General features: G+C 70.2%; 17 protein-coding genes and 3 pseudogenes. 15 read left to right on the plus strand and 5 right to left on the minus strand.

Annotation, left to right across the window (positions count from 1 at the left end; genetic code table 11):
- Nucleotides 1-131: 131 nt before the first annotated feature.
- Together GBA65_RS26845 and GBA65_RS25565 are read right to left on the minus strand one after the other, a co-directional pair.
- Nucleotides 132-368 (minus strand): annotated as a pseudogene (locus GBA65_RS26845) (glycogen debranching N-terminal domain-containing protein); the annotation flags it as partial.
- 79 nt (nt 369-447) lie between these two features.
- Nucleotides 448-651, minus strand: coding sequence for a glycogen debranching N-terminal domain-containing protein (locus tag GBA65_RS25565; protein ID WP_166397955.1), 204 nt, complete (start codon nt 649-651; stop codon nt 448-450).
- A 191-nt stretch (nt 652-842) separates the two neighbouring features.
- On the opposite strand from GBA65_RS25565, the gene GBA65_RS19420 reads away from it, so the two are divergent.
- The 6 genes and pseudogenes from GBA65_RS19420 (at nt 843) to GBA65_RS19440 (ending at nt 6,466) form a co-directional block, all read left to right on the plus strand.
- Entirely contained in the window at nt 843-1,454 is a 612-nt protein-coding gene (locus tag GBA65_RS19420; RefSeq protein WP_166397956.1) for a TetR/AcrR family transcriptional regulator, read from the plus strand.
- A gap of 15 nt (nt 1,455-1,469) precedes the next feature.
- Nucleotides 1,470-2,769 (plus strand): annotated as a pseudogene (locus GBA65_RS26850) (FAD-dependent oxidoreductase).
- A 163-nt stretch (nt 2,770-2,932) separates the two neighbouring features.
- Nucleotides 2,933-3,172, plus strand: a pseudogene (locus tag GBA65_RS26855) (ankyrin repeat domain-containing protein); the annotation flags it as partial.
- 200 nt (nt 3,173-3,372) lie between these two features.
- The gene (locus GBA65_RS26860) at nt 3,373-3,780 is read left to right on the plus strand and encodes a hypothetical protein (protein WP_407691120.1); all 408 of its coding nucleotides are present in this window, start codon (nt 3,373-3,375) and stop codon (nt 3,778-3,780) included.
- A 19-nt stretch (nt 3,781-3,799) separates the two neighbouring features.
- Complete coding sequence (locus GBA65_RS19435) at nt 3,800-6,124, plus strand: universal stress protein (protein WP_166397957.1); 2,325 nt, start codon at nt 3,800-3,802, stop codon at nt 6,122-6,124.
- A 72-nt stretch (nt 6,125-6,196) separates the two neighbouring features.
- Nucleotides 6,197-6,466, plus strand: coding sequence for a 2Fe-2S iron-sulfur cluster-binding protein (locus tag GBA65_RS19440; protein ID WP_166397958.1), 270 nt, complete (start codon nt 6,197-6,199; stop codon nt 6,464-6,466).
- Between the two features lie 68 nt (nt 6,467-6,534).
- Here GBA65_RS19440 and GBA65_RS19445 read toward each other — a convergent pair whose 3' ends face one another.
- The 3 genes from GBA65_RS19445 to GBA65_RS25585 are packed head-to-tail and all read right to left on the minus strand — an operon-like array spanning nt 6,535 to nt 11,509.
- Complete coding sequence (locus GBA65_RS19445) at nt 6,535-8,175, minus strand: response regulator (protein WP_166397959.1); 1,641 nt, start codon at nt 8,173-8,175, stop codon at nt 6,535-6,537.
- A gap of 5 nt (nt 8,176-8,180) precedes the next feature.
- Nucleotides 8,181-9,350: a GAF domain-containing protein gene (locus GBA65_RS25580; protein ID WP_166397960.1), complete on the minus strand. Its 1,170-nt coding sequence runs from the start codon at nt 9,348-9,350 to the stop codon at nt 8,181-8,183.
- Entirely contained in the window at nt 9,347-11,509 is a 2,163-nt protein-coding gene (locus GBA65_RS25585; protein WP_166397961.1) for a PAS domain-containing protein, read from the minus strand. Before GBA65_RS25585 ends, GBA65_RS25580 begins: the two co-directional genes overlap by 4 nt.
- Before the next feature lie 278 nt (nt 11,510-11,787).
- Here GBA65_RS25585 and GBA65_RS19460 point away from each other — a divergent pair, with 278 nt between their 5' ends.
- From GBA65_RS19460 to GBA65_RS19495, 9 genes are all read left to right on the plus strand, one after another.
- A complete protein-coding gene (locus GBA65_RS19460) occupies nt 11,788-12,531 on the plus strand; it encodes a hypothetical protein (RefSeq protein WP_166397962.1) in 744 nt (247 codons plus the stop codon).
- Entirely contained in the window at nt 12,516-13,364 is an 849-nt protein-coding gene (locus GBA65_RS19465) for a CapA family protein (protein ID WP_166397963.1), read from the plus strand. Before GBA65_RS19460 ends, GBA65_RS19465 begins: the two co-directional genes overlap by 16 nt.
- A 158-nt stretch (nt 13,365-13,522) precedes the next feature.
- Nucleotides 13,523-14,887: a cytochrome P450 gene (locus GBA65_RS19470; RefSeq protein ID WP_207955942.1), complete on the plus strand. Its 1,365-nt coding sequence runs from the start codon at nt 13,523-13,525 to the stop codon at nt 14,885-14,887.
- Nucleotides 14,888-15,183: 296 nt separating this feature from the next.
- Complete coding sequence (locus GBA65_RS19475; protein ID WP_166397964.1) at nt 15,184-15,438, plus strand: hypothetical protein; 255 nt, start codon at nt 15,184-15,186, stop codon at nt 15,436-15,438.
- Between the two features lie 131 nt (nt 15,439-15,569).
- Entirely contained in the window at nt 15,570-16,322 is a 753-nt protein-coding gene (locus GBA65_RS23675; RefSeq protein ID WP_207955943.1) for a glutamate-cysteine ligase family protein, read from the plus strand.
- Nucleotides 16,319-16,870 carry a hypothetical protein gene (locus tag GBA65_RS23680; RefSeq protein ID WP_207955944.1) on the plus strand — a complete coding sequence of 184 codons (552 nt, stop codon included), beginning with the start codon at nt 16,319-16,321 and terminating at the stop codon, nt 16,868-16,870. The genes GBA65_RS23675 and GBA65_RS23680 overlap by 4 nt, the downstream gene beginning before the upstream one ends.
- Complete coding sequence (locus GBA65_RS19485) at nt 16,860-17,930, plus strand: circularly permuted type 2 ATP-grasp protein (RefSeq protein ID WP_166397965.1); 1,071 nt, start codon at nt 16,860-16,862, stop codon at nt 17,928-17,930. Before GBA65_RS23680 ends, GBA65_RS19485 begins: the two co-directional genes overlap by 11 nt.
- A 34-nt stretch (nt 17,931-17,964) precedes the next feature.
- A complete protein-coding gene (locus tag GBA65_RS25590) occupies nt 17,965-18,249 on the plus strand; it encodes a circularly permuted type 2 ATP-grasp protein (protein WP_166397966.1) in 285 nt (94 codons plus the stop codon).
- 33 nt (nt 18,250-18,282) lie between these two features.
- Nucleotides 18,283-20,064, plus strand: a complete 1,782-nt coding sequence (locus GBA65_RS19495) for an N-acetylglutaminylglutamine amidotransferase (RefSeq protein ID WP_166397967.1) — start codon at nt 18,283-18,285, stop codon at nt 20,062-20,064.
- The last annotated feature ends 33 nt before the right edge of the window (nt 20,065-20,097 follow it).

Here is a 20,097-nt window from a genome sequence, read left to right on the forward strand (position 1 = left end):
CCTCCCGTAGAGCGCCCGCCGCTCGCGCGCCCACGGCACCGCCCTCCCCCCTCCTCCAGCGCCACGGATACCACGAAGGTCTGCTCCTCCCCCGCCCCGAGACGCAGGGAGAACGCCGCTCCGTCTTCCCCATAGACCGGCTCCACGCCCTCCCCCGAGAGCCGCACGGTCGTCGCGCGCCCGAAGCCCCCGTTCTCGTAGGCGAGGCGTACGGCCCCGGCCCCGGCCTCCCGCGACACCTCGCGCCGCCTCCGCGCCGCCGCGCCCCTGACCTCGAACAGGTCGGCGAAGTCCGCGTCGAAACGGAGCTCGACCCGAATCTCGACGGGCGCGCCCGTCCCGTTGCGGAGCAGGATCTCCTCACGCATCCCTCCCCCGAGCTCGCGCCGCCTCTCCACCCGGACCCCGGCCCCCGTCGCTCCCCCTCGAACGAGGCCACGGAGCCCCTCACCCGTCCCCCCGCGGCGCCACCCCCTCGCCGTCCACCAGGAGCACGAGCTTCGACAGGTGGCGGGTATCCCTGAAGAAGAGGCCCTCGCCCGCCTCGTCCAAGTCCCCGCCCTCGCCCGACACGCAGTACGCGCCGGGCGAGACGACGCTCACGAACTCCCGCGTCGCCCCCGAACCGCCCCGGCCTCGCTTCCCCTCCATGCCGGCAGGCTCCCACGAAGGTCGGGGCGCCGTCAACCGGCGCCCTCGCGCCGGGCCACGCCGCCACAGAGACCGCAACTCGCCTCGATCTCCCGCGGACCACGCAACCTTCCGAAATCCGTTGCGAACGCCTCTTGATCGTTCGTTCAAGTGCTGCTAGAGTTGTCTTGAATAGACGTTCAAGGAGTTGGATGAGCGAGCAGTACGTAGAAGAAGGTGATCGGCGGCGGGAGATCATCGAGGCCGCGTTGCGGGTCTTCTCGGAGCGGGGCTTCGGGGGGGCGACGATCAAGGAGATCGCGCGGGAGGCGGGGATACGGTCTCCGGCTTTGATCTACTGGTACTTCAAGGACAAGCGGGCCTTGTTCCAGGAGGTTCTTGGGGCGAAGGTGCCCGTGGTGCGGGCGGTGGCGGACCTCGCGAGGGTGATGGACCTGCCGCCCGAGGAGGCTTTGACGAAGCTCGGGCGGGCTTATTTCGCCTTCGAACGCATGGACGCGAGGGTTTTGCGGCTCGTGATCGGGGAGGCCATACGCCGCCCCGAGGTCGCCGAGGCGTTCGTCAGGGCCGGGCCGGGGCGCGTTCTCGAGTTCTTGAAGCGGTACCTGGAGCGCCAGATCGAGCTCGGACGTCTACGCCCCCACGACGTGCGCTCGGGGGCGCGGATGTTCGTCGGGATGCTTATACCGCAGCTCGCGGGGAAGCTGTTCTTCCCGGCGATGGTGGAGGACGGGCTCACCGACGAGGAGCACTTGAGGAACGCCGTGGAGACCTTTTTGAGAGGACTGGCGCCCGAAAGCTAGGGAGAGGAGAGAGCCATGAGCCTCACGCACGCTACCGGGGTGAAGACGAACGAGGACGCGGGAGTTCTGCGGACCACGTGCTGCGTGGTGGGCGGCGGTCCGGCCGGGGCGGTGCTGGCACTCCTGCTGGCGCGCAAGGGCGTGGACGTGACGCTCCTGGAGGCGCACCCGGACTTCGACCGGGAGTTCCGCGGCGACACGCTGCACCCCGTGGTTATGGAGATCATGGACACCCTGGGCCTCGCCGACAAGCTCCTGAAGCTGCGGCACTCCAAGGTCGAGACCTTCTCCCTCCAGACCGCCTCCGGGCCGTTCACGCCGGTGAACCTCAAACGCCTGAAGACCCGCTTCCCGTACATCACCCTGATGCCCCAGACGAGCTTCCTCGAGTTCATCACGCAGGAGGCCTCGCGCCACCCGAACTTCCGGCTCGTGATGGGCGCGAAGGTGCGGGAGCTTATCGAGGAGGGCGGGGCGGTCCGGGGGGTCCGCTACGAGGACCGGAGCGGCGAGGAGCACGAGGTCCGCGCCGTCCTCACCGTCGGGGCCGACGGCCGCGGCTCGCGGGTGCGCCGCCTCGCCGGCTTCGAGCCCATAAAAACCTCTCCGCCCATGGACGTCCTCTGGTTCAAGCTGCCCCGGGAGGAGGGCGACCCGGCCGGCGTCGTGGGCGCCTCGGCCGGGGACGCATCGCGATCATGCTGGATCGCGACGACTACTGGCAGGCCGGCTACGTCATCCCCAAGGGACGTTCCCCGAGCTGCGCCACGCGGGCATCGAGGAGCTGCACCGCCGCTTCGCGGAGCTTATCCCCGAGTTCGCCGACCGCCTCGTCCACCTTACGGGCTGGAAGCAGGTCTCGCTGCTCAGCGTCGAGTCGAGCCGGTGCGAGAGGTGGTACGAGCCGGGGCTCCTGCTTATAGGGGACGCCGCGCACGTGATGAGCCCGGTCGGGGGCGTTGGGATCAACTACGCCATCCAGGACGCCGTGGCGGCGGCGAACATCCTGAGCGGGCCGCTTCGGGAGAGCCAGGATCGGCTCGTCGACCTCGACACGGGGTACCTCCGAGCGGTGCAGCTTCGCCGCGAGCTGCCGACGCGGACCATACAGGCGGCGCAGTCGCTGATGCAGCGCCGCGTGCTCGCGGTCGCCCTCGGCTCCGACGAGCCGTTCGAGCCGCCGCTCGCTATGCGCCTGTTCCTCCGGGTGCCGGTCTTGAGGGACATCCCCGCCCGCATGGTCGCCTACGGCCTCTGGCCCTCCCGCGTGAAGGAGGGAGCCTACCCCGCCGCCGCGCCGGGCGAGGCGGCGTAGGGTCGTGTCCGGCGGCCAGGAGGTCTCGGCCCCGCGGAGCAGACGCGGGGCCAGGCTCCCGTGGTTGTGCCTCTGGCTCGTTTTACTGCCCGGCCTGCTGTCGGCCGCCTGCGGCGCCCGGCCGGAGGAGAGCGTCGGCCCGTCCCCGGGTGGCTCGTCGGAGATGCCGTCTCCGCCCACCGTGCCCGAGGGCACCGCGGAAGGAGCGAGCGGGGCCGGCGCGGGAGAGGCGAGGAGCAGCCCGGAGAACGGGGAGCTCGACGCGCGGTTGATCTCGGCCGCCGGGAGCGGCGACGCGGGGACGGTCGAGAGGCTCCTGGGCGAGGGCGCGAGCGTCCGTGCCCGGGACGCGGACGGGCGGACCGCGCTCGTCGCCGCGGCTTACGGGAACCACCTCGAAGCCGCGAGGGTGCTCGTGGGGGCGGGCGCGGACGTCAACGCCAAGGACGAGACCGAGCAGAGCGCGTACCTCATCTCCACGAGCGAGGTCGGCGACGACGGGCGCCTGCTGGAGCTCACGCTCGAGAACGGCGCGGACGTACGTAGTCTTGACTCGTACGACGGTACAGGGCTCATCCGGGCCGCCGATCGGGCCACGTCCGGATCGTCGAGAGGCTCCTCGAGACCGAGACGGACGTCGACCACGTCAACGAGCTGGGCTGGACGGCGCTCCTGGAGGCGGTCATCCTCGGCGGCGGGGACGCGCGCCACACCGAGATCGTGCGGCTCCTCGTCGAGGGCGGCGCGGACCCGAACATCCCGACGGCGAGGGCGTCACCCCGCTCGGGCACGCGCGCGCCAACGGCTACGACGAGATGGCGGAGATCCTGGAGGCCGCCGGCGGGCGCTGAGGGGCGCGCTTTGCAGAAGCCTCCGGGACGGCGTCGCGGGGGACCGCGAAATACCCCGCCTGTGAACGGGTTTATTTGCCCCCGGGTGCCTTTAAAGGTAGATTACGTGGGCTCGGAGCCGGTGCTCTGGTGCGGGCTGATCTTTTCTTCGGCATCCTAGAAGCTAGGGGAGCGGGTACATGTACAAAGAGATCTACGTTCCGGTAGATAACTCGGACTACTCCAACCAGGCGTGCGTCATCGGGGTGGACGTCGCGCGCCACTTCGGGGGTAGGGTCGCGGGCTGCCACGCCTACGCCGCGAAGATGCACGACGTGCGCTTCCGCCAGATGGAGTCGGGGCTCCCGGAGGAGTTCCGCGACGAAGACGAGATGAAGCGCCAGCGCAAGATCCACGACCAGCTCATCACCAAGGGGCTGGAGATCATCACCGACTCCTACATCGACGTCCTCGAGCCGCTCTGCGAGAAGTACGACGTCGAGCTCGTCCGCCGCTCGCTGGAGGGCAAGAACTTCAAGGTGATCGTCGAGGACGTCAACGAGAACGACTTCGACCTCGTCGTCATCGGCGCGATGGGCATGGCCGCCGTCAAGGACACCGTCCTCGGCACCGTCACCGAGCGCGTCGTCCGCCGTCTCACCAAGGCCGACACCCTGATCGTCAAGGACCTCGACCGCTCCCCGTTCGAGCACATCGTCGTCGCCGTCGACGGCAGCGCCAAGTCCCTCGGCGGCCTCAAGCGCGCCATCGAGCTCGCCCGCGAGTTCGGCGGCACCGTCGAGGCCATCTCGGTCTTCGACCCGTACTTCCACTACGCGATGTTCCACTCCATCGCCGGCGTCCTCTCCTCCAAGGCCCAGAAGGTCTTCCGGTTCAAGGAGCAGGAGAAGCTGCACGAGGAGATCATCGACTCCGGCCTCGCCAAGATCTACACCGCTCACCTCGAGGTCGCCAAGAAGATCGCCGCCGACGAGGGCGTGGAGCTGAAGACGACGCTCCTGGCCGGCAAACCGTTCGAGCAGACCTTGAAGTACGTGAACGAGGTCAACCCGACGCTCGTGGTGATGGGCCGCATCGGCTACCACTCCGACGACGAGATGGACATCGGCGGGAACACCGAGAACATGATGCGCTACCTCCCGACGAACGTCCTCGTGGGCAACTACGAGTACCAGGCGCCGGACCTGTACACCGCCGCCGAGCACATGACGTGGACGAAGGAGGCGCTGCAGCGCATGGACCGCGTGCCGGGCTTCGTGCACGGCATGGCGACCGGCGCGATCCTGCGCTACGCCATCGAGAAGGGCTACACGGTCATCACCGCGACCGTCATCGACGAGGTCATCATGACCATCCTGCCGCCCGGAGCGATGGAGTCCATGCGGGCCATCGGCGACCAGATGCGCGCCGCCGAGGCCGCGGGCGAGGAGAAGCCCATCGACTCCCTCTTCAAGGACTTCGACGAGCGGAGCGCCGACAAGGCCAAGGCGAACGGGAACGGCTCCAACGGCCACTCCGAGAAGGACGAGATCCTGCAGGGCGGACGCGGCGGCTTCGGCAAGTCCGAGGACGAGGGCGACGTCGTCGGGGTCTCCGAGGAGGTGCAGGCGGAGATCCGTCGGGCCGCCCAGGGCAAGGACCGCTACGAGTGCGACGTCTGCCGCTACGTGGCGAAGGGGATGCCCGCCCGCTGCCCGGTCTGCGGCTCCGACCCCACCCACTTCCACGCCGTCGACGCCGAGATAGCGACGACGAACGAGGGCGACAACCTGAACCTCGCCGAGGTCTACGACGGCCGCGAGCTCCACTGGACGGACGACGCGAAGGCCCTCCTCGACTCCCTCGACGAGTGGCAGGAGAAGCGCCGCGTCCGGGCCCGCGTCGAGAAGAGCGCCCTCAAGAAGGGCTACTCGACGATCACCCTGGAGTACGTCGAGCAGCAGTACCGTGAGGAGACCGGCCGCGAGGCTCCGAAGGTCGAGAAGGCCGAGGCCCCGAAGGCAGGCGGCTGCCCCGTGAGCCACGCCAAGGCGAAGGTCCAGGAGACGACGGGCGGTACCTGCCCCATCGACCACTCGGCGTTCCAGAAGGCCGGGGCCCTCGTCCCCGAGGGTGGCTCCAGGGACTTCGCGTGGACGCAGGAGGCCATCGACCGGCTCGAGCGCGCGCCGAAGGGTTTCATGAGGAACATCTCGCGCAACATGACCGAGAACCTCGCCCGCGAGCGCGGCGTCAAGGAGATCGACTTCGCCCTCGTCGAGGACTCGCTCTCCGGGGCGCGGACCACGATGGAGGACGTCATCACCGGCAAGGTCTCCATAGCGGAGCTTGCGACGTCCACCGGCGAGAAGATCGAGGCCGAGGACGGCGGCGCCCCGCACCCGCCGATGACCGTCACGATGGTCTGCACGGTCTGCAACGAGACCATGCAGGGCATACAGCCCCCCGACGAGTGCCCCATCTGCGGCGCCCCGCCGGAGGACTTCGAGGCCAAGGATCTGTAGACGCTAGGAGAAGCTTTTCGAGGCCCCGATCCCTAAAGAGGGGTCGGGGCCTCTTTCCCTTGAGGAGAGAAGATGGCGAAGACCCACAAGGTGACCTTTCAGCGCAGGGGCGTGACGATAGAGTGCGCCGAGGACGAGTACATCCTGGAGAAGGCCGAGGAGGCCGGGCTCAACCTCCCCTACGACTGCCGCAGCGGCACCTGCGTCACGTGCAAGTGCCGCCAGATCGACGGCGAGATGGACCAGGACATGGCCTTCGCCCTCGACGACGACGAGCTCGAGCGCGGCTGGCGCCTCATCTGCATCGGCAGCCCCCTCTCCGACTGCACCCTAGACGCCTAACCACACAGGACGCCAGCTATAAACAAGCGGGGGGCGAGACGGACGCCTAGGCTCGCGGTGCTACGCGCTTACCCCGAGCTGTCGGGATGAGGCGCGGCTCTCTCCTCGTCCAGTTCTGCCTTCACTAGCTCGAACTCGGCCGAGAGCAGGTCCATAAGCTCCGGTGCGCGGGAGAGGTCGTCCGCGCGGCCGGCCTCTTGTAGCTCGGCGCAGAGGGCGGCCATGCGCGTGGCCCCCATGTTCTGGGAGCTGCCCTTGAGGGTGTGAGCGTTCCTCTCCAGGGAGTGCGCGTCGCCCTTCGCGGCGGCCTCGCGTATGCCCTCCAACCGGGCGAGGGCGTCGTCGAGGTAGAGATCTATAAGCTCGACGAGGATGTCCGGCTCGCCCTCCTCCTGAAGGTCGCGCAGGCTCCCGAGGACGGAGCGGTCCACGGAGCCTTTCGGAGGGTCCGGTGCCGGTCCGGTCGCGGCGTCCGGCCGATCGTCCGTCGCGGCTTCTCCGGCGATCCAGCGTTGCAGGACCTCGTCGAGCTCGGCGGGCTTCACGGGCTTGGCGACGTAGTCGTCCATCCCGGCCCTCAGGCAGGTCTCGCGGTCGCCCTCCAGGGCGTTGGCGGTCATCGCGATCACGGGCGTCCTCCTCGCCCCGGCCGCCTCCTCGCGCCGGCGGAGCTCGCGGGTGGCTTCCAGGCCGTCCATCTCCGGCATCTGCACGTCCATGAGCACGGCCGGGTACGGGAAGCGAGAGATCGCGTCGAGGGCCTCGCGGCCGTTGTCGGCGAGGTCGACGCGGTAGCCGAGCCTCTCCAGCATCGCCGCCGCCACCCTCTGGTTCACCGGGTTGTCCTCGACGAGGAGGATGCGGCCCTCGGGGACGCTCTTCTCCTCCTTCAAGCTGTAGCGGGTGATGAAGGAGGGCGAGTCGTGGGGCTCGACGGCCCTCCCGAGACCCACCACGGCGGTGAGGCAGTCGCGCAGCTCGGACTGGCGGACGGGCTTGGTGAGGTAGGCGGAGATGCCCACGGCCCTCGCCTTGTCCCCGTCGCCGCGCTGGCCCATGGAGGTGAGCATCACCAGGGGGGTGGCCGAGAGCTCGGGGTCGCCCTTGGCCAGGCGGGCGAGCTCCAGGCCGTCCATCCCCGGCATCTGCATGTCGATGATCGCCAACTTGTAGGGCTCGCCCCCGTCCGCGGCGCGGCGCATCTCCTCCAGGGCTTCCGCACCGCTCTCGACGCTCTTGCCCCGCGCGCCCCAGGAGACGAGCTGTCTCTCCAGCACCCTGCGGTTGGTCTCGTTGTCGTCGACCACGAGGACGCGCAGGCCCCTGAGGTCGGCGCGGGGCGCGGTGGCCGTCCTCGCGGTCTCGCTCTCCGGCTGCCTCTTCAGGGGCACGGTGAAGGAGAAGGTGCTCCCCTCGCCGGGGGCGCTCTCGACCCAGATCTCGCCTCCCATCAGCCCGACGAGCTGCTTGCAGATGGCGAGCCCGAGGCCGGTGCCGCCGTACTTGCGCGTCGTCGAGGTATCCGCCTGGGAGAACGAGCGGAACAGCTTCTCCCGCTGTTCGTCCGTCAGGCCGATGCCGGTGTCGGAGACGTCGAAGCGCACGGTGGCCCGTCCGTCGCCGTTCGCTCCTCCGACGAGGCTGGCTCGCAGGACCACCTCGCCCCTCTCGGTGAACTTGATGGCGTTGCCCAGCAGGTTCGTCAGCACCTGCCTCAGGCGGAACGGGTCGCCGACGAGGTCCGTGGGTACGTCTTGTTCGACGGCGCCGACAAGCTCCAGGCCCTGGCGTGGGCGCGCTCGGCGAGCAGGCCGGTGAGGTCCTCGACGACGGCCGTGAGGTCGAAGCTTATCTCCTCGAGGCGCACCTTCCCGGCCTCTATCTTGGAGAAGTCGAGGATGTCGTTGATGATGTGCAGCAGGTTCTCCCCCGAGGAGCGCACGGTCTCTGCGAACTCGCGCTGCTCGGGGTCCAGAGGGGTGTCCATGAGCAGCTCGGTCATGCCGATGACGCCGTTCATGGGGGTGCGGATCTCGTGGGACATGTTGGCCAAAAAGTCCGACTTCGCCCTGTTCGCCGCCTCCGCCGCCTCGCGGGCCTCCTGCATCGCCCCTTTGGCGCGCTCGCGCTCGACCACGAGCCCGAGCTGCTTTCCGGCCTCGGTCATGACGGCGAGCAGCGCCTCGTCGGGCTCGGCGGCCTCCGTGGAGAAGAACTCCAGGACGGCCACGACCTCGCCGCCGGCGCGTATCGGGAAGGCGAAGGCCGCCTTGAGCCCGTGCTCCCGCGCCATGACGGCCCTCGGGAAGTTCTCGGCCTCGGTCACGTCCGGCAGCCAGACGGCCTCCCCGCCGGCGAGGACCCGGCCCGGAAGCCCGACCCCTGTCGGGAAGCGGATCTCCCGCATCGCCCGCATGAAAGGCGCGAAGCCCTCGGGGTCGTCGGCGTGCCAGATCCCCGTGGAGACCAGGGCCTCTTCGAGGCCGTCCTCGCCCGGGGGGCGCATGTAGCCGAGGCCGAGGGGCCAGCCGGTGTAGGAGCAGACCTCGTCCAGGCAGGTCTGGACCGCCTCCTCGATCGTGGCCGCCTCATTGGAGGAGGTCGCCACGGTGCGGATCAGCTGTATGAGCGCGTTGTTCTTGCGGAGCGTCTCCTCGACGTGCCTGCGGCTCGTTATGTCCTGGATCTGGGAGATAAAGTACAGGGGCTCGCCCGAGGCGCCGTGCACCAGCGAGACGTTCAGCAGGATCCAGACCTCGTGCCCGTCCTTGTGCCGGTAGCGCTTCTCCAGCCCGTACGTCGCGATCTCGCCGTCGACCAGGCGCCGCACGAGGTCGAGGTCGGCCTCCAGGTCCTCGGGGTGGGTGATGTCCTGGAAGGTCATCCCGAGCAGCTCCTCCTCCCGTAGCCCACGATCTCAGAGAGCGCGCGGTTGACCCGCAGCCAGCGCCCGTCGAGGCCGACGAGGGCCATGCCTATGGAGGCGTCCCAGAACGAGCTCCTGAACCGTTGCTCGCTCTCGCGCAGGGCCTCCTCCGTCTTCTTGCGCTCGGTGACGTCCTGCACGGTCCCCTCGAAACCCGCGTGACGCCCGTGATCGTCGTAGACGGCGCGCGCGTTCAAGGAGATCCAGATGAGGCTCCCGTCCTTGCGGCGGACGTGAGCTTCGAAGTTGGAGACGAAGCCGTCCCTACGCACCGCCCGCACGAACTCTTCCCTCTCCCCGGGGTTGGCGTAGAGCTGCTTGCCTATATCCCAGATGTCCTCGACCATCTCCTCTGGGGAGCCGTACCCGAAGATGCGCGCCATCATCGGGTTCGCCGTCGTCAGCGACCCCTCGGCGGTCGTCTGCCAGATGCCCTCGACCGCGTTCTCGAAGATGGAGCGGTACCGGGCCTCCGCCTCCTTGCGCTCGGTGACGTCCTGCACGGTCCCCTCGGAGCCCACCGGCTCCCCACACTCCCCGCGCAGGACGCGCGCGTTCATCGAGATCCAGATGGTCCCCCCGCCCCTGCGGCGGAACCGGGTCTCGAAGTTGGAGACGAAGCCGTCGCGCCTCACGAGCCGGACGAACTCGGACCTGTCTTCGGGGTCCGCGTAGAGCTGACGCCCGAGGTCGGTGATGCTCGACACCATCTCCTCCGGCGAGCCGTAGCCGGTCATGCGCGCGAGCGCGGGGTTGGCCGTCAGCAGGCGGCCGTCGAGGGTGGTCTGGAAGATGCCCTCGGCGGCGTTCTCGTAGATGGAGCGGTACCGGGCCTCGGCCTCCCGGAGCTTCTCCTCGGCCTCCCTGCGTTCGGAGAAGTCTCGGGCGATCGTCGAGATGCCGACCACGCGCCCTGACGGGTCCTTTATCGGGGAGATCGTCAGGGAGACGTCTACGAGGGTTCCGTCCTTTCTCACGCGCACGGTCTCGCGGCGCTCGACGGCCCCGCCGCGCCGCAACCTCTCCAGAATCTCGGAGACGGCGCGGTGCCGGTCGGGCGGGACGGTTACGGCGATGTGCCTCCCCACGATCTCCTCGGCGGCGTAGCCGTAGAGCTTCTCGGCCCCGCCGTTCCAGCTTCTCACGATGCCGTCGAGGTCCAGGCCGATCACGGCGTCGTCGGAGGACTCGACGATGGCCGCGAGCCGCGAGCCCGCGCTCTCCCCGAGCCGGCGCTCCGCGTCGAGCCGCCCGACGAGCCAGGCGCTCCACCAGACCGTGGCGGCGAGGACGGCCATGCTCGACGCCACGAGCAGCAAGGCCCCGAGCTCGGTCCCGTACATCCCCGACCGCTGCCCCTCCAGCCTCAGCCAGCCGAGCACCGACGGGACGAGGACGACGGCGGGCAACAGCCTCCGCGCCATGGCGCCGCCCGCGCCCCCGCTGTTCACCACCTCCATCACCCCGCGATCCGGCGTCGCGCAGAGCACGCCCACCGCGAGCACGGCGAAGGCGAGGGCGGAGTGCAGGGCTATCGAGGTCTGCGAGGCGGCGTACACGGCGCTGGCGCCGAACGCGTAGGCGATCAGGGCCAAGAGCGCGATCCCCATGGCCGCCAGCGCGAGAACCTGCGAGGGCCACGCGCGGCGTATCCGCAGGTCCGGTAGCAGAAGGGCCGCCCCGAGGAGGGCGAAGCAGAACGCCGAGGTCGTCGCCATCCCGCCGGACTCCCCTCCCGCGATCTCGCTCCCGAACAGCGAGAGACCCCCGAAGATCGGACCCCGTATCGCCTCGACGAGCCCGAGCAGCCCGAGGAGGACCACGATCAGGGCGAACGCCCGCGAGGGCGCCCGGCGGCGGCCCTCCACGGACAGGGAGAGCGCCGCGCCGGAGAGCACGAAGGCGACGGCGACCGTCGGGTTCATCGCGACGAAATCGGGGGAGACGCGCTTCAAAACCTCGGCGTCCAGGGCCCACCCCGCGAGCACGAGCACCCCGATCGCGGCCACCACGCCCCCCGCGACGCGCGAGACGCTCCTGGAGACGGCCACGATCTCGGGCAGCGCCCCGCTCCGGGGCCCGGCCTTCGCGCCCTCCCTAAGGACGGGTTCCGCCATCAGACCTCACCCGCTCCCAGCTTCGCGGAGGAAGCTGGTCCTGATGCCCTCCGTACGCGAAACAGCAAAGAAACCTTCACACCGCATGCCTTCCTGAAACCGCCGTTCCAAAGATTATCGTCTGGTGAGCGCCGAAGCTTTAGCCCGAGAAGCGAACATACCCTCCCGTCACGCGGCTCATCTATGGGCCGCTGCCGAGAATACACCGGAACCGCCGATGGGCGGTGGTAGGATCCGGGGTGCGCAGGAGGCAAGGTCCAGATGGGAGGGTATCCCCTATGAAGGCGCTCCGGGTAGCAGCGGCGCTCGTCGCCCTGGTCTCCCTCGCGCTGCTGTCGCTCCTGTACTCGGCCGAGGAGGCCGGGGACCCGCCCCGCGAGCCTCGCCCCCCGGTGGCCCGTACGGAGGAGCCCCGAACCACCGCCGCGCGGCCGCCCCCGGAGGAGCCGGTAGCACCGGAGCCGGAGGGCGCCCTCGTCCCGATCGCGCACATCACCTCGCCCCGCGAGGACGTGAGCATGGAGGAGCTGTCGCGCACGAGGGACCTCGCGGTCCCGCGGGAGCTCCGGGAGGCGGCGAGCGGCCTGCTCGGCCCCTCCGACCTCGAAGGCATGGAGTCCGTCGGGGCGGTGCTGGACCGCGTGAGCCGGGACCCGGCGGCGCTCGGGCTCGTGCCGTGGGAGGAGGTCGGTCCCCGGGTGAAGGCGCTGTCGGTGGACGGCCAGGCCCTGCTGCGGCCGGACGCGGCGGCCGGGGAGGGCTACCCCCTGAGGCCCGCGGGCGCGACCGTCCCGGACGCCGGGGAGTTGCGGCGGGTCGTGGTGGGCGGCGACATCGTGCTGGACCGCGGCCAGAGCTACGCGGTCATCCAGCAGGGCAGGGGGCTCGGCTTCCCCTCGACGGCGGCTACGCGGCCGTCACCGGGCGCACGCCCGAGGAGAGCCCCTACTCGGAGTTCGGCGTCGTCCACCAGTTCACCGCCGAGCGCCGGGGCGAGAGCGGCGCGATGCGGGAGTACCTGAGGGGCGCCGACCTCACGCTCGCCAACCTCGAGAACCCGGTCGTGCGCGGCGCGACCTGGCACCCGGACGCGACGACCTTCACCGGGGACCCACGCCTGCTGCCCATCCTGGAAGCGGCGGGGATCGATGGCGTAACCCTGGGCAACAACCACATCCTCGACGCCGGCGCCCCCGGCCTCTCGGAGACGATAGGGTACCTGCGGGAGGCCGGCATCTCGCACACCGGGGCCGGCACCGACCTCGCCTCCGCCCGCGAGCCCATGATCTTCGACCTCGGCGGGACGAGGATCGGCGTCCTCAACTACCAGGGCGTCCCCTCCTACGAGTGGGCCTGGGCCACGGAGACCGCCCCCGGCACCGCGCCCCTCAGCGAGGACGTCATGGTGGAGGACGTACGCAGGCTCCGGCCCAGGGTCGACCTCCTCGTCGTCATGCCGCACTGGGGCAACGAGTACCTCGCGACCCCCGAGCCGGGCCAGGTCGAGCTCGCGCACGCGGTGATGGACGCCGGCGCGGACCTCCTCGTGGGCGACCACGCCCACTGGCCCAAGGGGATGGAGGTGTACCGGGGCAAGCCCGTCTTCTACGGCACCGGCAACTTCCTCTTCGACCAGTCCTGGTCCGAGGAGACCTCGACCGGCATCTTCGCGGAGATCACGCTGTACAGAGGCCGCGTGGTACAGGCCCGCCCCGTCCCCTTCGTCCTCCTCGACTACGCCCAGCCGAACTTCCTCGTGCCGGAGGCCGGCGGCGACCGGGCCCTGGACACGATCTACAAGACCTCCTTGGGCCCCGAGTTCGAGGCGTACGGGCGGGGCAACCCCGCCCCCTAGCCCGGAGCGAGCCGCCAGGAGGCGCGTCCCTCCAATTCGAACGGTCCACGCCGTCGTGGAGATCGCGGTCACATCCTGCCCGGGGCTTCGCCCCCGAGCCCGGCGAACTTTGCTATGTTCCTGTCATACACGTCCGTGAGCCCCGGGAGAAGAAGATCTTGCAGCAGACCGTCCCCCGTCTCCGAGCCGGCGCCGAAGTCCCCGCCTCGGGGCCTCCCGCTCGTCGGCAACCTGGCGCAGTTTCAGAGGCGCCCGCTCGCCACGCTGCTCCGGGCCGCGCGCGAGGGGGCGACGTCGCCCGCATAGACCTCGCGTCGCAGCGGTGCTACCTCCTGAGCCGTCCCGAGCACGTCCGGCACGTGCTACAGGAGAACCCGAAAAACTACGTGAAGGGCTACGATAAGGTCGCGGTGCTGCTGGGGAACGGGCTCGTGATGAGCGAGGGCTCCTTCTGGCGAAAGCAGCGGCGTCTCATGCAGCCGGCCTTCCATCGGAAGCGCCTGGCGGGGTTCGCGGGGGTGATGGTCGAGGAGACCGCGGCGATGCTCGACGCGTGGGAGGCGCGCGCCTCCGCGGGCGGCGCTCTCGACGTCGCGTCGGAGATGACGCTGCTCACGCAGCGCATCATCGTGAAGACCATGTTCGGCACGGAGGTCGGGGAGGACGGGACGAGGATCTCCCACGCCTTCGACGCGGCGCTCAAGGGGATCGACACTCGGTTCGTGATCCCGCTGTGGATGACGCGCCTGCCCCTGCCGGCGAACCGCCGCTTCGAGCGGGCGCTCTCGATCATAGACGAGGCGGTCCACCGCATCGTCCGCGAGCGCCGCCGGAGGGGAGAGGAGGACGGGGACGACCTCCTCGGCATGCTCATGGGGGCGCGCGACGAGGAGACCGGGGAGGGGATGTCGGACCGGCAGATCCGGGACGAGGTCACCACGATGTACCTCGCCGGGCACGAGACGACGGCGGTGACGCTGGCGTGGGCCTGGTACCTGCTCTCCAAGAACCCGGAGGCCGCCCGCGGGATGCGCGAGGAGGTCGGGCGCGTCCTCGGCGGGAGGCCGCCCGGGGTCGAGGACCTGAAGGAGCTCCTCCGCACGAGGGCGGTGGTGGACGAGACGCTCAGGCTCTACCCCCCAGCCTGGGTCGTCTCCAGAAAGGCCGTCGGGGAGGACGAGATCGGGGGCTACCCCATCCCGGCCGGCCAGATCGTCTTCCTGAGCCCCTACGTAACCCACCGCAGGGAGGACCTGTGGCCGAACCCGGAGGGCTTCGACCCAAACCGCTTCGCCCCCGCCAACGGCGAGGGCCGCCCGAGGTTCGCCTACTTCCCGTTCGGGGGCGGCCCCCGCGTGTGCATCGGGAACAACTTCGCTCTCATGGAGGCGACCCTCGTCCTAGCGATGGTGACGCAGCGCTTCCGGCTCGACCTCGTGCCCGGGCGCACGGTGGAACCGACGCCCAGGGGGACGCTGAGGCCCCGTCCGGGCGTGTGGATGAAGCCCGTAGCCGTCCCCTGACCCGAAGTACGGGACCGCGCGAGAAGATCCAGGGCGCCGCATCGCCACGCGACGGAGCCCCCGCCCGCTTCCCGCGGCCTGCGAGGAGGCGAAGGTAGGGCCGCGGGCGACCAGCGGCCTCCGATCTTCTGGAAGGAACCGTTCCCGTGCGCGTCCGAACGGCCCCGTACGGTTGGCCCAGCGACGCGCCGCTCCCCGCCGCGGTTTCCCTCCATCGGGCCAAAGACGTCCGCGGGGCCGTCCAGCAAGATGGCCGTGTTGAATCGGCGGTTTTGGAGAGCTCAGGAGGCTTCACCTTGGAAGACACGGCGCGCACGCATGAGGGTTGGGTGGGGTACAAGGAGTACGACCTCGTCTCCATCCCCGCGGACATCCCGGCCATCGGGGTGAAGATCGGGGAGACGGGGCTCGTGAGGGACCTCGACCTGCGGCTCGGGGGCGACGTGATCGCCACGCTGCAGCTGATCTCCCCCACCGGGCAAACGAAGGGCTGGGTGGAGATGGAGGTACGGCCCTCGGAGAGGGTGTTGTCGTACTCCGCCGCCGGTTGACGCACGGGCCCGCTCGGCTTGGGTGTGGCGCAGCCCCCGCACCGGAGGAGATCGGCCGCCCGGTCAGCCCGTTCGCCGCGCTTTGTGATTAGATTCCGGTCTGGTTGCCGGCGATGCGGGGTGGGTGCGTTTTGAGCTTCGGGGTGCGTCGCGTAGGGCTTGAGCAGGAGTTTTTCCTCGTGGACGAGGCCGGGGTCCTCTCGGACCGCGCCGACGACCTCCTTGCGCTCTGCCGCGAGAGGGCCGAGGACGCCGGAGGCAAGGGCTCGAACTTCCTCCCGGAGTGTGCCAGGCACATGGTCGAGGTCAACACCTCCCCGGCGCGCTCGCTGGGAGAGCTCTCGGAGGAGTACGTCGGCAACCTCGGCCTGGCGATCGGGGCGGGGCGGGAGCTCGGGCTCCGGCTGTACCCGCTCGCCACCTACCCCCTGCGCGTGGAGCCCTCGATGCGCGACGAGCGCCGCTACGAGATCCAGGCGCGGGCCGTCGGGCGGGAGCGGTTCCTGCACGCCGGGCGCTGCGCGGGCGTCCACCTGCACCTCGAGGTGGAGCCGGAGACGGTGGAGGGTACGGTCGGCGTGGCCTACGGGTCCACGCCGGAGGCGAGGGAGGAGTTGCTGAACGCGTACAACCTCGGCATCTCCCTCGACGCGGCCCTCCTGGCGCTCTCGCGCTCGTGCCCCTTCTACGAGGGGCTCGGCACGGGCCTCGCCAACCGGACCTGCTTCTACCGGGGCGACGGGGTGCTCGCCCCCGCGGGCGTCTACGCGCTCCTGGAGCCCGTCGGCGGCCTCCGTCCCTACGCCGGGAGCACGGAGGAGCTCGTGGCGCAGCAGTTCGACCGGCTCCACGCCTGGCTCGGGGCGCTCGAGGGGGCGGGGTGAGCCGCGAGCTCTTCTTCGAGGAGGGGGGCGGCCTCCTCGCCTCGTCCGCCTGGAACCCCGTGCGCCTCAACGCCCACGGCACCGTCGAGCTGCGCGGCATAGACAGCACCTACCCGCGGACGGTGCTCGCGATCTCGGCGCTCGCGAAGGGCGTCGCCGACCGGGTGCGCCGCGAGGGCCTCGCGGTCGTGCCGGAGGAGGGGCGGCGCGTCTTCGAGGTCGTCGACGGGGCGCTCCTCGTCCCCGATCACGCGTACATGAAGGGCGAGCTCTTCCGCGCGGCGGCGACGGGGGGCGTGGAGAGCCCGGCGGTCGCAGCGTACCTCGACTCCGTGCTCGGCTTCTGCGGAGATCCCGCCGCCGCCGAGGCCCTCAAGGAGGGCGACCGTTACCGGAGCGTGGAGCGGGATCTTTTGAGAAACTTCTCGTCCACGCCCTCCGAGGAGGAGGGGTTGGAGCTCGTGCGCGAGGCCTGCGACCGGCTGGAGAGGGACGTCGCGGCGCTCGGACGGGCGCGGACGGGGGAGGCGGTGACCGATGGAAGCTGAGAAGGTCGGGAAGCGCTACTACAACGAGGCGTTCGGGCAGGACGGCGAGGCCCGGGAGCTCTACCGGCCGCTCCTGGAGGCCCTGGAGGGGCTGGGGCCCGAGGAGGTCGCCGAGAGGCACGGCCGGGCGAACGCGAAGCTGCGCGAGCTCGGCGCCACCTTCAACCTGCCCGACGAGGGGGACGAGCCGGACGGGGACCGCATCCTCCCGGCGGACTGGACGCCGCGGCTGATCCCGAAGGACCACTGGGAGGGGCTCTCGGCCGGTCTCTTGCAGAGGGGGCGGGCCATCAACGCCTGGCTCGCGGACCTCCACGAGGGCCGGGGGGACGCGGTCCCCGACGAGGTGATCGGGAGCAGCGCCTTCTACGCCCAAGGGGGCGGGCCGTCCTTCGGGACCTCGCTGCCCTGTCCCGTCCGCGTCTACGGGCCTGACGTGGTGCACCTCGGCGGCGGGGAGTACGTCGTCCTGGAAGACAACGCGCGGTTGCCGAGCGGGGTCGCCTACTCCGAAGCCGTGCGCAGGGCCGGGCTCGCGGCGTTCCCGGAGCTCTTCGAGCCCTACCGCGTCTATGGCATGTACGAGTACTACCGGGCGCTCCGCTCCGCCCTGGAGGCCGCGGCGGCGCCGGGGATCGAGGAGCCGGGGCTCGCGGTCGTCAGCGGGGGACGCGACGACCCCGCGTTCTTCGAGCACGAGCGGATAGCCGCCACCTGCGGCCTCAAGCTTCTGACGCTCGGGGAGCTCGGCCTCCGCGGCGGCGAGGTGTTCTCCCGGACCGACGGGTCGAGGGTAGACGTGATCTACCGCCGCTTCGACGACGGGCTGCTCCCCAACGACCTGCCGGAGCTCGCCGAGGCGTACATGAGGGGCCGGGTCGACATCGTGAACTCCCCGGGGGTGGGCATCGCCGACGACAAGGGCGTCTTCCCGTACGTGCCGGCGATGATCGAGCACTACCTCGGCGAGGCCCCGATCCTCCCCAACGCCCCACCCTCTCCCTCCTCGACCCCGAACAGCGGGAGGAGGCCCTGGAACGCCTGCCGGAGCTCGTCCTGAAGCCGCGCGAGGGCTTCGGGCGAAGGGCCTCGTCATGGGCCCGGAGGCGGACGCGGAGACCATAAGGCAGGCCAGGCAGGCCGTAGAGGCCGACCCCACCGCCTGGGTGGCCCAGGAGTTTCTGGACTTCTCGACCCACGTCCTCGACGGCTCCTCGGAGGCGCAGGAGGCGTTCGTGGACCTCCGGGCCTTCGTGCTCCCGAGGGGGCTACGTGATGCCCGGCGGCCTGACGAGGGTGGCCAGGCCCGGCACCCGCGTCGTCAACTCCTCGGCGGGCGGCAGCTTCAAGGACACCTGGGTGCTGGAGGACTGAGGTAGGCGTGGCTCTTATCTTCGAAGGGGAGGATCTTAATGTGCGGGATCTGCGGCGAGGTACGCCCGTCGGGTAGGTCGGCGGACCTTGGCGCCGTCGCCCGGATGAGCGAGACGATGTGCGACCGCGGCCCGGACGGCGGCGGGGCGTGGGCGCAAGGGCCCGTGGCGCTCGGGCACCGGCGGCTCAAGATCATCGACCTCTCCGAGTCCGGCTCCCAGCCGATGACCGACCCCGAGCTCGGCCTGACGATCGTCTTCAACGGCATCATCTACAACTATCCCGAGCTGCGCAAGGAGCTCGAAGGCAAGGGCTACCGCTTCTTCTCGACCTCGGACACCGAAGTTCTGCTGAAGGCGTACCACCGCTGGGGGACGGGCTTCGTGGACCGCCTCAAGGGCATGTTCGCCTTCGCCATCGTCGAGCGGGACACCGGGAGGGTGGTGCTGGGGCGCGACCGGCTCGGTATCAAGCCGCTCTACCTCGCGGAGACTCCGGACGGCGCCCTGCGCTTCGCCTCGACCCTGCCGGCGCTCCTCGCGGGGGGCGGCGTCGACGCCTCGATAGACCCGGCGGCGCTCCACCACTACATGATGTTCCACTCCGTCGTGCCCACGCCGCGCACCATCCTCAAGGGCGTGAGGCGCCTGCCGCCGGCGACCCTGCTCGTCCTGGAGCCGGACGGCTCCCGCGGCGAGAAGCGCTACTGGTCCCCCCCGTACGACCGCGACCCCGCCCACGAGGGCATGACCGCCCGCGACTGGGAGGACGCCGTCCTGGAGACCCTGCGCGTCGCCGTCGAGCGGCGCATGGTCTCGGACGTGCCGGTGGGCGTTCTGCTCTCCGGCGGCCTCGACTCCAGCATCATCGTCGGGCTCCTCGCCGAGATGGGCCAGAAGGACCTCCAGACCTTCAGCGTCGGCTTCGAGGCGGTCGGGGGCATCGAGGGGGACGAGTTCGAGTTCTCCGACCTCGTCGCGGAGCACTACGGCACCGACCACCACAAGATGCTGATCTCCGGTGGGGAGATGCTGCCCGCCCTCCACGGCGCCATCCGCGCCATGAGCGAGCCGATGGTCAGCCACGACGTCGTCGGCTTCTACCTCCTCTCCAAGGAGGTCGCGAGGCACGTCAAGGTCGTCCAATCCGGCCAGGGGGCCGACGAGGTCTTCGCCGGCTACGACTGGTACCCGCCGATGGAGGACGCCAGGGGGACGGGCCTCGACACCTACGAGGCCCACTTCTTCGACCGGCCGCGCTCGGAGATGGAGGAGGCCCTCAGCCCGGAGTACCTGGCCGAGGAGGACGTGAGCCGGGCGTTCGCGGCGGAGCACTTCGCCCGCCCCGGCGCGGGCGCCCCGCTCGATCGCGCCCTCCGGCTCGACAGCCAGGTCATGCTCGTCGACGACCCGGTAAAGCGCGTGGACAACATGACGATGGCCTGGGGCTTGGAAGCGCGCGTCCCCTTCCTCGACCACGACCTCGTCGAGCTCGCCGCCGCCTGCCCCCCGGAGCTCAAGCTCGCCCAGGGGGGCAAGGGCGTCCTGAAGGAGGCCTCCCGGCGCGTCATCCCCGGCGAGGTCATAGACCGGGAGAAGGGATACTTCCCGGTCCCAGCACTCAAGCACCTCGAAGGGCCGTTCCTGGAGATGGTCCGGGAGGCGCTCCACGCCCCCGCCGCCCGCGAGAGGGGCATCTTCAAGGAGGACTACGTCGAACGGCTCCTCGCGGCCCCCAACGCCGAGAAGACCCGGCTCGGGAGCAACAAGCTCTGGCAGATAGGGCTGCTCGAGCTGTGGCTTCAGACGCGGGGTATATAAGGCTTTCGAGCGGAAGGGGGATGGGTTGACCTT

This window comes from Rubrobacter marinus (genome assembly GCF_011492965.1).
Lineage (GTDB): Bacteria > Actinomycetota > Rubrobacteria > Rubrobacterales > Rubrobacteraceae > Rubrobacter_F > Rubrobacter_F marinus.